Here is a 14,867-nt window from a genome sequence, read left to right as displayed (position 1 = left end):
GTTCAGGGTTCAGGGTTCAGAGTTCAGAGTTCAGAGTTCAGAGTTCAGAGTTCAGAGTTCAGAGTTCAGATTTCAGAGTTCAGAGTTAAGAGTTCAGAGTTAAGAGTTCAGTATATAGATCCCAAACTTATCGTTTTTATGACAGAAAATATATAAAAATACAATTTCCAAAAAACCAAATTACAAATAAATCTCAATAGCCAAATTAAAAATTCCAAACCATCATTTGTCTGGAAGAAAGGGCATCCGAATGATCAATTCTTGAGAAATCAAAATGACAATCAACTGTCGGTTTTTGCCCTTTTGATATTTGGATGTTGCAATTTGGAATTTATTTGAGATTTGTTATTTGATGCTTGTTATTTTAGATTTTGTGCCTGCAATTTGTTGCTTCCGATTTACCCGGGTTCATGGGTTCTGGGTTCTGGGTTCCGGGTTCCGGGTTCTGGGTTCCGGGGTTCTGCGTTCTTCGTTCTGCGTTTTGCGTTCTGGGTTCGAAGTTCAAAACCTCTGAACCTCTGAACCTCTGAACCTTTTAACCCGTGAACGGCTACCCAAGATTGGGCAATATTTCAGCGACAACCCGTGCATGACGGCGGGCTGCACCCTGATTGGAAAGCACTGCCCTTTTTGCCAAGCGGCCCAACCGACGGGCTTCATCAGGATGCAGAAGTAAATGGACGGCCCGGTCGACCAGTTCCGTTCCGTCTTTCACACAGATACCTCCGCCTAAAGTCTCGAGCAGGGTTCTGGCCTCTTCAAAATCCTCCATAGAGGGGCCGTAGAGTATCGGTTTGGACCACACGGCGGCCTCGAGCACATTTTGCCCGCCAAGCGGCACGAGGCTTGCCCCGCAAAACACCACTGAGGCGATGCTGTAGACGTCGCGCAACTCACCGATGGTGTCCAGGATCACCAGCGGTGCAGACCGTGCAGCCCCCGCTTCGCCCAGTTGCGTCCGATATTGCCATTCGATCCCTTTGGCGCTTGCAATGTCTACGATCCGGGATGACCGGTTTAGATGTCGCGGCGCAAGAATGAATACCAGGCCCGGAATCTGCCTTGCCAGTTGGTCATAGACCGCCATCAGAATATCCGCTTCTGCCCCACGAATACTTCCCGCGACAAACACCGGTGAATTTTCGTCCACGGCGTATAGCCGCTTTAAATCTTGAACCACGGCGTCATCCCGATCTAAATCCGGCGCATCCATTTTCACATTGCCGTTGATCTGGACCCGATGGGCCGGCGCGCCGAGGCGGATGATCCGTCGGGCATCCGCTTCGGAGATCATGCTGAAGGCATCCACCTTCTCCAGAACAGGCTTCATCAACCGCCGGATCTTCATGTACGAACGAATCGACCGGTCAGAAATGCGGCCATTGATAAACATCGTTTTAATACCGGCCCCTTGGGCGTTGGCGATCCAGTTGGGCCAGATTTCCGTCTCCATGCAAACCAGCAGATCAGGACGGTGAGCGTACAAAAACCGCCGGGTGGCCCCCCACAAATCCACTGGGGCGTATCGCACGGTGGCCCGGCCGGCGAACCGCCTGCGTGCGTATCGCTGGCCGGTCATCGTTGTGGTGGTAAGGAGAATTGACGCCTTGATGCAGGATGTATTCAAGGCGTTGACGATGGCTTCAGCCGCCTTCACTTCGCCCACGGAAACCGCATGAATCCAGATTCTCGGGCGGCCGGGCGTGACCGGATGCTGGGGATGAAAATCGTATCCCAGCCGCTGGGTCAGCGCCGCCTTCCGTTCCGGGTCTTTCTTCTCGTGGCACCAGATCGCAGGGAGGACGATCAGGGAAAGCCCGAATGCAAAAAAGTTATAGGCGAAATGATAAGGGTTCACAGGTTCAGGGTTCACAGGTTCGGGGTTCGGGGTTCAGTATCTAAATCCAGAACTTATTGTTTTTATGACATAAAATAAAAGACAATGTCCAAAAACCAAATTACAAATAAATCTCAATAGCCAAATAAAAAATTCCAAACCATCATTTGTCTGGAAGAAAGGGCATCCGAATTATCAATTGTGGAGAAATCAAAATGACAAACAACTTTTGGTGTTTGCCCGTTTGAGATTTGGATGTTGCAATTTGGAATTTATTTGAGATTTGTTATTTGATGCTTGGTATTTTAGATTTTGTGCCTTCAATTTGTGGTTTACGGCCTGCGCCTTTTCAACAGCACCGATTTACCCGGGTTCACAGGTTCAGGGTTCACGCTTTCAGCGGTTCGCGTGGCCTGAACAAACCGCCCCCGGTTAATCCGAAGCATGTGCATGGTTTTCTCCGCTTCCCCGTTATGCGCGAAGCCGGTCCGGCCTGAGACACCTTCGAGATCGTTGATCAGCAACAGGGCCTGTTTCAAGTCTCGCCTTGAGTCGGAGGCGGTTTGCCGCATGGTTTGAAATACCATCATGGCGCTGTCGTAGGCGACTGCCTCGATGATGCCCGGGACCCTGCCGTAAGCATTCTGGAAAGCCGCCACGAATTGTTTGACCGTTTCAGACCGGCTTTCGGCAAAGAAGCCGTCGGCGATCAGCGTGCCTTTCATATATTCGCCTGACATTTCTAAAAGTGTACTGGAGTTCCACAGGTTGGTGCCAAGTAAATACACATCGCGGATATCATAATAGGCCAGTTGCGGTATGATCAACCCCGCTTTTTTAGGCGCATCAGGAATAAATACCGCATCAAAATCCACAATGGGGTGCCATTGATCGTTCCTGTCCGAATGGTGGCGCCCAAGATCGTCAATGGCCTCCCGGTCGAGAGGGATACCGCTGATCCGCTCCACGGGGTCGGCGATCACATCTCGTCCGGATCGCATCGCGTCTTCAATGAGGGGTAGCAGCGACGTGTGAAGCCGCGGCATGTCGGGTACCGTTAGATCCTTGGGGACTTCATAGAAAATACCAGTCATCTTTTTTATGGGTTTGGCGAAATCCGTACCTTCGGGGTCATACATCTCAACGCCGTTAACCACGCCCCCATAATTGACCACCTGGTCCCAGAACAGGTTCATGTACCGCCGACCGTAATTTTCATCGGGATACAAGACGGCAAACCGCTTTGCACCCAATTCTTCCACGGCAAATGATACCAGGGACCGCACCTGCATCTGGGGAGTGATGAAATTCCTGAACACATAAGTGCCGATATCCGGAATCCCATCTCGCTGGGTAAAAACGAGAATCGGGATCCCCCGGGCCTGGGCCCTTTCGGAGGCGGCTTCGGCTGCGGACATGGGACCCAAGATGGCCCCGACTTTTTGTTGATCGAGCTGATCCACCGCCTTCATGGCCACAGCGGGATCGGACCGGGAATCCTCGACAATGATGGTGAAGGGAATCCCGCCACCCATCTCACCGGACTGGCTCAGCGCCATTTCGATGCCGTTTAAGGCCCGCTGGCCGAATATGGCATAGGAACCCGAAAGGGGCAGCACACACCCGACGCTAAAGGGGGTAAATCGGGCACGTTCCGTCAAGGAATGGATCATATCCGACGCATCTGGATAGTCCGGATGCTCGGGGAATCGCTCTACAAAGGCCTTGAGGACATCCATTGCATCATCATATTTTTCTTCGAGAATAAAGGCCATGCCGAGCCGGTAAAGCAAAAGGCCCATGAGGCGTCGATCCTTTACCTGCGAGATCAACCGCTGGAGGTCGTCGGCACTGAGCTGTTCGGCTGTATTTTTTAATTGGGTCCAGGCGGCGTCCACATCCGCACCGGAGGCTGTATTCCACGCCCGATAGTAGAATTGAGCAGCTTCCAAATGTGAACCCATCGCCTCATATGCGTCTGCAACAATAAAGAAAAACGGCATCCGGCGAAGCGTGGGGTCAGTGGATTCGATATAGGCGTGCCCATGGGTGATAACCGATTCAAAATAGCCGCCGTCGAACAGGATCGTCAAGATTTCCAGCTCGGCACCAGACACCAGTGCACTCTCTGGAAATTCACGTTTCAGCCTGGCGAAGACAGCGATGGCATCGTCATCGCGGCCGGTAAGTCGGTATAATTTTCCTATTTTAAACAGGGCGTCATCAACGAAAGGGGCGTCATAGGCTTCACGTAAAAATGTATGATAGCCGTCCAACGCCTCGGTGAATAGTCCAATTTCAAGGGCTCGCTCGGCGTCTTGGTAAGCTTGATTGCCCGGCATCGCGGGAACCAGTCCGGGGACGGATACCGGCAATGGTTTTGGCGCACAACCCCAATGGATAACCACCAACAAGAGAATTACCGTTCGAATAATCCAAGCCATTTTTATTATCTTTCTGCGAGGTTCCCCGCTCAAGGGAGCCGAACATAGCGGTTTGATGTGGGCCTGAGGCCGCCAAGTGGCCTCGCTCAATCTACACAAGCCGAATTCATTGTCAAACAATAGTTCACCGTGCATCCGATTGTCTATGGATTGTTTTGGATGCCATGGTCGGTGCTTGACATCCGCCCGGCAAGGACATTATAGTTGGGCATTCAGATGGTTACCATTCACCGTGGATGGGTTCCACCTTCATCTCACAACAAAGGCTTTGCCCATGAAAAAACCAATGTCGGCCTTTATTCTTGTCACGGCGCTATTGTTTGCAGCATCGGCGTACGCTGAAATCTACAAATACACCGACGAGAATGGTCAAAAACGCTGGACAGACGACCTTAGCCAGGTGCCAAAGGAACAGCGGGCCGAAGCCCAGCGGATTGAGACCGAAATAAAAACACCGGCGAAGGCAACAACCGAGAACACACAAAAGGCCCAACCGGAATCCTCCCTTAAAGCCAAAGCAGCGGTTCCGGACACTGGCGCAGCAAGCGAAACCGCTGAACTGAGCCGTAAAGCGCTTGAAAAAGAAAAAGCGGATTTAGACCTCATTTACCAGCAACTGCTCGAAGAAAGAAAACAGATTGAAAAGTTGACTCCCGAGGCGCTTAACTTCAAGGCCCGGGCAGATCTGAACTACAGAATCACCGCATTCAACCAAAAGACGGAACAGTACGAAGCAAAATCTAACGCCTTCAAAGAAAAGATAAACGCCTATAACCAAAAGATCATGTCAAAACGACCACCTCAAACCGAGTAAAACGCATAGATCTACCATCGACGCGCCGTCAAGACACCGATTGTTGCTAACATTGGTGATGGGTTGCCGTTCAAGACAACCTTGACGGCACCGTAAAAAGGCCGATATCTGCGTTACGCTTCATCTCTCGTCACTGCGGCGTACGATAAGTACGCTGCCTTCGGCACCCGCGATAGCGGTATTCTCGGGATGGAACATGAATGTTCGCCGTAAGGATCTTGATCGATTTGCCATTCGCTCGCCGAAGCTCGCTTTCGCGGCCCGCAAGCCTTGATCTCGACCTCTTTACGGTGCCGTCGGAAATTCGACTTTTTACGGATTCATCAACCTTATATTGACTGGATTTTTCATTACCATCCATTTCACCCAATCATAACCATCGTTATCATTAGAAACGTGCCTAAGGAGGAAAACCATGACATCATCATCCAGTGACTTCAACCAAGCGGTTTCAGTGGGCCGCCCCCCCAATATCCAGAAACGGTTTCCCCATTCGAAAGCGCTGCTGGTCAGTGGGAAAGTCATCGACCTGGCGATGATCAAAAAGAAAAACGCCATCTGCATGGCAGCCAACGGCAGAAATATCTTTGTTATCCGGGGTGCGCTTAAAGCCGCCCAACGGGCAAATTCTGCATTGATTATCGAGATTGCCCGTTCCGAAGGGGGCGCCGATGCCTATTGTGCGGTCAATTATTGGAATATGGCCCGGATAGTGGACGCGATGTGCAATGAACTGGGCATTACCATTCCTGTGGCCATACATGCCGACCACTACGGCATAAAAAGCAAGGACGATATACCGGATGCCAAGATAGAAATCCCCACAATGTTCGAAGCAGGCATCACCTCCATTGCCATTGACGCCTCCCATCTCCCGGATGACCAGAACCTGACCACCAATCTGGAACTGAAGCCGTTTATTCCTGACTGGTCAGGGTTGGAGACGGAAATCGGTGAAATCAAGGGAAAATTGGGACTGTCGACCGAGGCTGAGGCCCTTTTCCTGATTCAGGGACTCAACGCACACGGCATCTTCCCCAACTGGATCGCCCTGAACAACGGGACCGTCCACGGCATCGAAGCCAGCGGCCAGGGAATCCAGATTGACCTTACCCAACAGATCCACGATGCGCTGGTGGACTACCATGTATCGGGTGCACAGCACGGTACATCCGGTAACAGTTCACAGCGCCTTCGGGAAATCGCCAACCGCACCCACACCACCAAAGCCAATGTCGCCACCGCCCTGCAAATGATTTCGTGGGGACTCGATGTCAATGATGACGGTAATGCCGCTTTGGACGACAACGGCGATTTTATCAAAGTCAACGATCAGGGTGTCACTGAAGCCATGTGGGCAAAGATGGTGGCCTATGCCAACAATAAGGGATGGAAGGGTGGCAACTACAAAAAGCTGAACCTGCCTTTTGAAACCAAGCTGCAGGGACTTCCCCGGGAAATCCGGGAAAGAATGGAGCAACGGGTGGAATCATTCGTTTACAACATGCTCGTCAATGTATTTAATGCCCGGGACACCGCCGATCTGGCCATTGAAACCATCCTGGAAGCCAATAGTTTTGATCCGGGCCCCAAAGCCAATCGAATTGAAGACCCAGAGGAATGGGCACCGGAAAAAATTGCCCAGAAGGCCGCTTTAATTGAAAGCAACGACAGTCCCGAGGGAAACTTTGACGACTGATTGAATCCACGTCATCATGCCCCCCATTAAACTGGCAAACCACTGTCCCGTGTGTTTCACACGGCAGTGGTTTGTTCGTTTCTGCCCAACCTATTAACCAATGAAATGTGGTGTTTGCATGGAAAAAGAAACCAAGCAATTCTGTCATTTTTGTGCCTTTCCCCTTGAAAACAGGCATGTAGAAGGAAGGATGCGTCTGTATTGCACCAGGTGCCAGAGGCCCATATATGAGAATCCGGTGCCGGCAGCCTGTGTGGTACTTGTCGATGACCATCAGCGGCTCTTGCTTGTGAAACGGCGCGTGGCCCCGAAACAGGGCATGTGGTGCCTGCCGGGGGGATTTGTGGAATGCGGTGAAACGCCGGAGCAGGCAGCCATGCGTGAGCTTCAAGAGGAAACCGGCCTGACGGGTCGAATCAACACCCTCATCGGCGTCACCACCAGTCCCGGCACACTCTATCAATCGATTTTGCTGATCGGATATCTGGTGACCTGTTATTCAGGATCAGCGGTGGCCGGCGACGATGCATCCGATGTAGATTTCTTCGATAAGAAGAATTCACCCGATGTCGCATTTGAAAGTCACCAATCCTTTATCCGCATTTGTTACTCAATACTTACACCATAATCTGAATGACAGGGTTGTGGTCGAAAAGCTTTTTTTTCTTTTTTCCTAAAGGTTTTTTCCGGACTTACCGATAAAGGTATCGGAGGGACCCATATGTATATTCAAAGCTATCAAATCCATAACGTCTTGAATGTCTATCGAAGGCAGCTTAGCCAGGGAAAATCGGATCACCCCCAGCATGTGGGCACCCATGATGCCAAATCGGATGCGATTACGATTTCAACGGAAGCAAAAAACCAGTCAATAATGGAAAAAGTGGCTGCCGGCGTACTCAAAAAGATTACCAATGTTGACCCCGGATCAAACTTTGGCCAAGAGATGATCAAGCAGGTTCAAGCTACACAAAAAGACCTGGACACGGTCCAAAAGGAAAATGCGTTCGTATTCAAAACCATCGTTGGAGACAATCAAAAGGAGACCCGGTCCATCGCTGTTGACAACTCGCAGGGGTTGATGAATCGGCTCGATGAACTGGCCAAAGCGGCCATTAACCGTAAAGCTGAATAAACCATGTAAAGGGACAGGCCGGCACCTGGCATTGCAGGAAGGGCAACATTACCAGGAACGGCAAACACATTTGTAGAAAACAAAGGAGGTATTGCCATGTTGAATACAATTGGCGAATCAGCCGTCAGAACGACGACGCGGACAGACAACAATCTGGCCATCGAAAACAAGGACGTCATCCTTAAACGGGTCGAAAAAGCCGTTGAAGAGCGACCCATCGAGGGTTCTCAAGAAAGTGCAAAGCCTGAATCCGATGTACAGGAAAGAACCGGCGGCTACAAAACGGACGATGAGGGTGTTTTCTTTGAAAAATACGATAAAAACGGGAAGGTGATTTTTAGAACGCCGCCCGAACAAAAGCCGATAGACGAACACGCTTAGCAGTTAGATGATTTATTTAAGTCAGAGAGCCGGCTAAATCGCCGGCTTTTGGCACTGGCAGAAACGGTGCCGTCCTGAAAAGAAGCAAATTTTTCGAGGCGATCAACCCACTTTATCTTTGGCCTCATCCCAGAGATGGTGCATTTCCCGCATGGTGAGGCTGACGATATCCCGACCCGCTTCAATGGATCTTTCTTCCATATAAGTGAAGCGTTTTTCAAATTTTTGAATAGACATAATCAATGCGGTTTCCGGATGAATGCGGGCAAACCGGGCGACATTGACCATGGTAAACAGGATGTCACCGAATTCCATGGCCGCTTTGTCGCAACCGGACTTACATTCAGGATTATTGATCTCCGTTGAGAACTCCTCCCACTCTTCCATGGTTTTGGCCATCACCCCGGAGATATCATCCCAGTCAAAACCGGTTTTCGCAGCCCGTTCCGAAACCATCGAAGCCCTGAGCAGAGCGGGCAGGCTCTGAGGGATGGAACTGAGAACTGAATGGCGCCCCGCACTGCCCTTTTCTTTCAGCTTGATTTTATCCCAGTTCTCACTGACCGTCTCAGGGGTTTTTGCGGTAACATCGCTAAAAACATGGGGGTGTCGGCGAATCATCTTCTCTACATTTTTTTCAACCACGTCCGTAAGGCTGAATTTTCCCGACTCTCTGAATAGATTGACGACAAAAAGAAGCTGAAACAATACATCGCCGGCCTCTTCGCAAACGGCGGTCGAATCGTTGGAAATGATAGCATCCACCAGTTCATGGACCTCTTCGACCAGGTAGCGGGCCATGGTGTAAGGCGTTTGCTTTTTATCCCACGGACAGCCATTTTCACCCCTCAGGGTTTCAATCAACGCCTCGAGGCGCTCGATGGACGTTGATCGGCCTGGTTTTACCGGGTCTGCCAAGATTTTTTAAATTCCTTCAATTTTATTTTGAAATTTTCTTTCATTTCCTTTGAAATCACTTTGGCCATCACTTCAGATACCATTGATACATGTGGAGACAGGGTCGCATTTTTTATAACTGGCGCGCCTTTGGGCAAAAAGGCGGTCAGGACAATAAACACCACACAGATGACCAGTCCGCCTTTTAGCAACCCGAACAGGGCGCCGCAGACCCGGTCCACCCATCCCAAGTATGCCATATTGAGAAGATACTTGATCACCATAGCAAGAATTCCAACGAAAATCACCACTACGGAGAATACCGACATGTAGCTTACAATATTGAGATAAGCGGTATCGGAAATCCAAGGAGAAAATAACCTGGACACGTGGGGATAATAGGTATACGCAGCATAAAATCCGCCCAAAACGCCGATGATTGAAGAAAGTTCTCTGACCAGACCGCGGAAAATACCACGAATCAACCCATAGCTCAGGACGGTGACGATAAGAATATCAAAAGGATTCATGGTGGTCCATTGAATGACGCTGCACCGTTGCCCGAAAAAGCCGTCTGCCAGTGGGGTGAAAGGATTCGTTCCGCTTCGCGGGCATCTCTCTTAATCAAACGGAAATATCAATAATAACAGAATGTTTCTAATTTTTTAAGTGGGTAAGGTTAACAGAGCGGTATTTCCCAGTCAAGCATTTTCACCGGGATCATAAAGGGAAATTTGACGTTTGCATTCCCCTGAAAAGTCGGATATTCCAATGTCGGTATGGGTATTAACGAAACCGGCCTGGCCGGCGGTTTGACAAATGAACGGGGTCGATTCATACTGGTCGGCGTCGACGCTTTCAAACGATAGAAAAAACACTCGTCTAACTTATGGATGAATGCACGCAAAGCAAACAAACCCGACTGACCTTTTCCGATATTGAACTGGCCCGGCAGCTGTTTGGTGAGCAGGAAGGGCACCTCAAGCGCCTTGCGGATCTGTTGGCCATTCATATTGATGCCCGGGGCAACACGGTGCATCTAAAAGGTGACGAGGTGGCGGTGGATCTTTCGCGGCGGGTGTTGGAGCAACTCTATGGCCTGCTCAAGGAAAAGTACCCCGTCTATCCAAATGATATTGACTATGCCTTGCGCATATTGAAAGAAAACCACACCGCTGACCTCAAGAAGATCTTTCTGGATACCGTTTACATCACCTCGAAAAAACGGGCCATCGCACCCAGAAACCAGAGCCAGAAGGCCTACATTGAAGCGATCCGAAACTATGACATCGTCCTTGGCATTGGCCCTGCCGGCACCGGAAAAACCTACCTGGCCATGGCCATGGCCGTATCGGCGCTCTCCAAAGGAACGGTCAGACGGATCATCCTGACCCGGCCTGCCGTGGAAGCCGGTGAATCCTTGGGTTTCCTGCCGGGAGACCTCACAGACAAGGTAGACCCCTATCTCCGGCCGCTCTATGACGCCCTTCATGACATGATGCGATTTGAGAAGGTGGCCGCCCTGATGCAAAACGGGGTGATCGAAGTCGCGCCATTGGCCTTTATGCGGGGAAGAACCCTCAACGAGGCGTTTATTATACTCGATGAAGCCCAGAACACCACAACCGAACAGATGAAGATGTTTTTAACCCGGATCGGTTTTAACTCCAAGGCCGTGGTTACCGGAGATATCACCCAAATCGACCTACCGGCAGGCAAGTCTTCCGGGCTTGTTGAGGCCAAAGCGATTCTAACCCCCATAGCAGGTATACAGTTCATCCACTTTACCAAACAAGATGTCGTTCGTCATCGGCTCGTCCAGGATATCATCAACGCCTATGAATTGCTGGAAGCCAGTCGCGCAAAAAAATAAAGGTGCCGAACGATCCTGTCGACGGTTTCATCGGCAAATTGGCCAAAGGGAAGATCATCAGCACCAAGTGACCAAAAAATGATTCGTGACCGCAAAAAAAAATCCATCAACCATTTTTTCAGCCTGAACCCTCATATCCGTTGGGCATTGCTGATCCTCATCCTCGTTGTTTTTACAACCGGCCTGTACCCGGGACTAGTCATCAAAAAACACCGCTATGACAGTGGTGATGTCGTTAAAACCGATATCAAGGCTTCAGCGGATTTTTTCATTGAAGACATCGCCGTGACCGACGCCCATCGCCGCCAGGCGGTGGACAGCGTGGTTCCCGTCTATGACCTCAATCCGAAGATCCTTAAAGGCACGGTTACCCGCCTGAACGATGCCTTCGATCAACTGCGTTCGATATACGAAGCGGAAACCAAAGATCTGGAAACGGACTCACCAACCGTTTCCGCCCCCCTGTCGACTTCGGACAAGGCTCCTGTTGAACCCGCCGATGTCCCGGACCTTCCACGGGTATCAATTTCAGAGCGAATGCGGGCCAAGAAAAGTCTGTTGGAAAAAGCAACGGGTATCGAAATCAGTAACGGGGCGTTTTCCATCCTCACCGAACATGGGTTCGCAACAGACATCCCCAAATTGTTGACTACCATTTTCACCCAGGTGCTTTCCGCCGGTGTAGTCGCGAATAAAGAGATCCTGCTCAAGGAATCAGATAAGGGCATCACCCTGCGAAACGTGGAGACCTTGACAGAAACCCATGTATTGAACCTGAAACAGTTTTACGGACCGGACCAGGCCAAGATGATGGTCCGGGTTGTCGGCGACCCGCTGCTCAAAGGGATGAATTATGCCCTGCTGAACCTAATGGTTGATTTTTCCCAGCGGCTGATTCAACCCAATGTCACCTTGAACAGTCACGAAACCGAAGCGCGCAAAGAAGTAGCGGCTCAGCAGATCAAGTCGGTCGTATATGTGATAAAAAAAGGTGAGATGCTGCTCCGGGAAGGTGAGCGGGTTACCCCGCTGCAGCTTCGCAAACTCGAGGCGATGGAAGGCCAGGCCGACGCCCATCAAGTACCTCTTGCCGGTTCCGGCGCCGTGGCGCTGTTGGCCGCCATACTGATCATTCAATACCAGGTCCGGCTCAAGCGTCGGATGGAATTCGCCAAATACGGCAACAAAGATCTGCTGTTTCTATCGTGCATCATGGTCTCATTTATTATCGTGGTGAAAATATCCACCACCCTGCCTGAGGCCTGGTTTCTCGGGCTGCCTTTGTCGCGGCCGGTATCTCCGGTGGGTTTCGGCATCCCCCTGGCCGCCGGAGCCATGATTGTCTGCCTGTTCATGGGACGGGAAACTGCTCTGATTTTTGCCCTGGCCCTGGCTCTATGCACATCCATGCTGCTCCAGGGCGGCTTGGAGACGTTCACCTATTTTATTTTAAGCTGCACGATGGCATCCTGGTGGCTTCAGGATTGCCGTGAGAGAAAAATTATCATCAAGACCGGTGCTAAACTGGGATTGCTCAATGCCTTTCTGGCCGTTGTCATCCATGTTTACATGGGCACCGCCTCTTGGAGCACACTGCCGTTTGACCTGACCGTGGCCTTTCTGGGAGGAATCGGTGCCGGAATCATCACCGCAGGCATGGCACCGGTGGTGGAGATGGTGTTTCACTATACCACCGACATCACCCTGCTGGAACTGGCCAACCTGGACCGGCCCATCCTGCGCCGGCTGATGCTGGAGGCGCCGGGCACCTATCACCACTCCATGGTGGTTGGATCCCTGGTGGAGGCGGCGGCCTCGGAAATTGGTGCCAATCCTATCCTGGCCAAAGTGTGCGGCTACTATCACGACATCGGCAAATTAAAACAGCCCCTCTATTTTATCGAAAATCAATCGTACGGTCGAAACAGGCACGACAAGCTGGCCCCGTCCATGTCTGCCCTGATCCTGATCGCCCACGTAAAAAACGGCGTTGAAATCGCCCGTGAACACAAGCTGGGACAAGTGATAATCGACACCACCCAACAGCACCACGGCACCAGCCTGATCAGCTATTTTTATGAAAAAGCGAAAGCTATTAAAGGAGAAGATGCGGTCAAGATCGATGATTTCAGGTATCCGGGGCCACGGCCCCAGACCCGGGAGGCCGGACTGGTCATGCTGGCGGATGTGGTTGAAGCGGCCTCACGCACCTTGGAAAACCCAACCCCGTCACGAATTCAGGGGCTGGTGCAGAACCTGATCAACAAAATTTTCTCCGATGGCCAATTGGATTATTGTGAACTGACGTTAAAGGACCTTCACCGAATTGCCAGAAGCTTCAACAAGATCTTGAATGGCATCCACCACCACCGGATAGAATACCAGGACAGCACCACGATGACCTCCGGAAAGGCGAAAAATGGAAGTGCTGATCGAAGACCGGCAAAACCGCCACAGGCTGCCAGAGCAAGAGATTCTTACGACCGCCAGGCGCATTTTAAACGCCTTGGGCTATCCTGATGCCCAACTGTCCATTCTGATCGTGGATGACACCCAGATTGCGGTATTCAACCTGGCCTATCTGAACCATGCAGGCCCGACCAACGTCATCTCGTTTCCCATGCAGGAGGGCCCGTTCTCCGGCATTTCTCCGGATCTTCTTGGCGATGTGGTGATTTCTGCCGACACGGCCCATCGGGAAGCCGTTGAAGCCGGGATGGAAATGGCGGAGCGTTTTAATCAGCTGCTGATTCATGGGATCCTTCATCTGACCGGATACGATCATGTCCATTCGGAGGAAGAGGCGGCAGTCATGGAACAAAAAAGCAATGAACTCATGCAACGGATACAAGAGGAGGAATGAGCATGGCAGGTCTGGCAGTCAATATCGATCATATCGCCACGTTGAGGGAAGCCAGGAAAGCGAACTATCCGGATCCGATTGCAGCCGCCATAATAGCTGAACTGGCAGGAGCGGACGGCATCGTCTGCCATCTGCGCGAAGACCGGCGACATGTTCAGGACCGCGATGTCCGGCTGCTTCGCAAGATCGTCCAATCCAAGCTGATCCTGGAGATGGCGACCACCTCGGAGATGGTTGGCATTGCCCTGGATGTGCGGCCGGAGTTGGTCACCCTGGTTCCCGAAAACCGGGAGGAGGTCACCACCGAAGGTGGGATGGACCTGACTGTTCACAACAACATTGGCGAAACCATCGGTGCCTTGCAGAACAATGGCATTCCCGTGAGCCTTTTCATCGATCCGGAACCGGAGCAGATCAAGCTGGCTCACCAGGCCGGTGCCAATATGATCGAAATCCATACCGGTGTTTTCTGTGAAGCCAATGGCAACGCCAAGAGCCGGCAGGCCTTCGCAAAAATCGTGGACGCCGCCAAGCTTGCCAAAAAGCTCAAACTGGGCGTCAATGCCGGCCATGGCCTGTGCTACAAGACCATCAAAGACTTTAAGGGGTTGTCGGAAATCGATGAGTACAGCATCGGTCACAGCATTGTTTCCCGGGCGGTTCTGGTGGGATTGGATCGGGCGGTAAGGGAGATGCGCGACTTGATCAACGGGCTATGATATGTCGACAGTCCAACGTTTTTCGTCATGCCGGTCCCGGATCAGGCCCTGGATGACCGATCCGGGAATCAGAAATTCCAATCGCCAAAACCCAAATGACAAATAACAAATAAATAACAATGACTAAAATTCAAAACTCCAAACTTTATGATCTTGAGGAAAGGACATTCCCATTCGCTAAAGCAGTAAGGTGGAGAAATCAAAA

General features: G+C 51.1%; 13 protein-coding genes. 9 read left to right on the top strand and 4 right to left on the bottom strand.

Annotated elements, in window-relative coordinates:
* Window positions 1-550: 550 nt before the first annotated feature.
* Together QNK41_RS03140 and QNK41_RS03135 are read right to left on the bottom strand one after the other, a co-directional pair.
* Window positions 551-1,858, bottom strand: a complete 1,308-nt coding sequence (locus QNK41_RS03140) for a 3-deoxy-D-manno-octulosonic acid transferase (RefSeq protein ID WP_319253659.1) — start codon at window positions 1,856-1,858, stop codon at window positions 551-553.
* Window positions 1,859-2,169: 311 nt separating this feature from the next.
* Window positions 2,170-4,281 carry a penicillin-binding protein activator gene (locus QNK41_RS03135; RefSeq protein ID WP_319253658.1) on the bottom strand — a complete coding sequence of 704 codons (2,112 nt, stop codon included), beginning with the start codon at window positions 4,279-4,281 and terminating at the stop codon, window positions 2,170-2,172.
* Between the two features lie 274 nt (window positions 4,282-4,555).
* Between QNK41_RS03135 and QNK41_RS03130 the strand changes: the two genes are divergently transcribed.
* The 5 genes from QNK41_RS03130 (at window position 4,556) to QNK41_RS03110 (ending at window position 8,310) form a co-directional block, all read left to right on the top strand.
* Window positions 4,556-5,095: a DUF4124 domain-containing protein gene (locus tag QNK41_RS03130; protein WP_319253656.1), complete on the top strand. Its 540-nt coding sequence runs from the start codon at window positions 4,556-4,558 to the stop codon at window positions 5,093-5,095.
* A gap of 415 nt (window positions 5,096-5,510) precedes the next feature.
* The gene (locus QNK41_RS03125) at window positions 5,511-6,794 is read left to right on the top strand and encodes a class II fructose-bisphosphate aldolase (protein ID WP_319253654.1); all 1,284 of its coding nucleotides are present in this window, start codon (window positions 5,511-5,513) and stop codon (window positions 6,792-6,794) included.
* A 238-nt stretch (window positions 6,795-7,032) separates the two neighbouring features.
* On the top strand, window positions 7,033-7,422 hold the full coding sequence (locus QNK41_RS03120) for an NUDIX hydrolase (RefSeq protein WP_319253652.1): 390 nt from the start codon (window positions 7,033-7,035) through the stop codon (window positions 7,420-7,422).
* 93 nt (window positions 7,423-7,515) lie between these two features.
* Window positions 7,516-7,929 carry a DVU0524 family FlgM-associated protein gene (locus QNK41_RS03115; protein WP_319253650.1) on the top strand — a complete coding sequence of 138 codons (414 nt, stop codon included), beginning with the start codon at window positions 7,516-7,518 and terminating at the stop codon, window positions 7,927-7,929.
* Between the two features lie 96 nt (window positions 7,930-8,025).
* Window positions 8,026-8,310 (top strand): hypothetical protein, encoded by a 285-nt coding sequence (locus QNK41_RS03110; protein ID WP_319253648.1) that lies wholly within the window; start codon window positions 8,026-8,028, stop codon window positions 8,308-8,310.
* A gap of 102 nt (window positions 8,311-8,412) precedes the next feature.
* Here QNK41_RS03110 and mazG read toward each other — a convergent pair whose 3' ends face one another.
* Window positions 8,413-9,228, bottom strand: coding sequence for a nucleoside triphosphate pyrophosphohydrolase (mazG, locus tag QNK41_RS03105; protein ID WP_319253646.1), 816 nt, complete (start codon window positions 9,226-9,228; stop codon window positions 8,413-8,415).
* Window positions 9,213-9,737 (bottom strand): CvpA family protein, encoded by a 525-nt coding sequence (locus QNK41_RS03100; RefSeq protein WP_319253644.1) that lies wholly within the window; start codon window positions 9,735-9,737, stop codon window positions 9,213-9,215. The genes mazG and QNK41_RS03100 overlap by 16 nt, the downstream gene beginning before the upstream one ends.
* A gap of 359 nt (window positions 9,738-10,096) precedes the next feature.
* On the opposite strand from QNK41_RS03100, the gene QNK41_RS03095 reads away from it, so the two are divergent.
* The 4 genes from QNK41_RS03095 (at window position 10,097) to QNK41_RS03080 (ending at window position 14,662) form a co-directional block, all read left to right on the top strand.
* Window positions 10,097-11,080, top strand: a complete 984-nt coding sequence (locus QNK41_RS03095) for a PhoH family protein (protein WP_319253642.1) — start codon at window positions 10,097-10,099, stop codon at window positions 11,078-11,080.
* Between the two features lie 78 nt (window positions 11,081-11,158).
* Window positions 11,159-13,600 (top strand): HDIG domain-containing metalloprotein, encoded by a 2,442-nt coding sequence (locus QNK41_RS03090; RefSeq protein ID WP_319253640.1) that lies wholly within the window; start codon window positions 11,159-11,161, stop codon window positions 13,598-13,600.
* Window positions 13,512-13,943: an rRNA maturation RNase YbeY gene (ybeY, locus tag QNK41_RS03085; RefSeq protein WP_319253661.1), complete on the top strand. Its 432-nt coding sequence runs from the start codon at window positions 13,512-13,514 to the stop codon at window positions 13,941-13,943. Before QNK41_RS03090 ends, ybeY begins: the two co-directional genes overlap by 89 nt.
* A 2-nt stretch (window positions 13,944-13,945) precedes the next feature.
* Window positions 13,946-14,662, top strand: coding sequence for a pyridoxine 5'-phosphate synthase (locus tag QNK41_RS03080; RefSeq protein ID WP_319253638.1), 717 nt, complete (start codon window positions 13,946-13,948; stop codon window positions 14,660-14,662).
* The last annotated feature ends 205 nt before the right edge of the window (window positions 14,663-14,867 follow it).

Source organism: Desulfosarcina sp. (assembly GCF_033791525.1).
Classification (GTDB): Bacteria; Desulfobacterota; Desulfobacteria; order Desulfobacterales; family Desulfosarcinaceae; genus Desulfosarcina.
The sequence above is the reverse complement of the archived record's forward strand: the minus strand, read 5'-3'. Positions and strand labels throughout refer to the sequence as shown.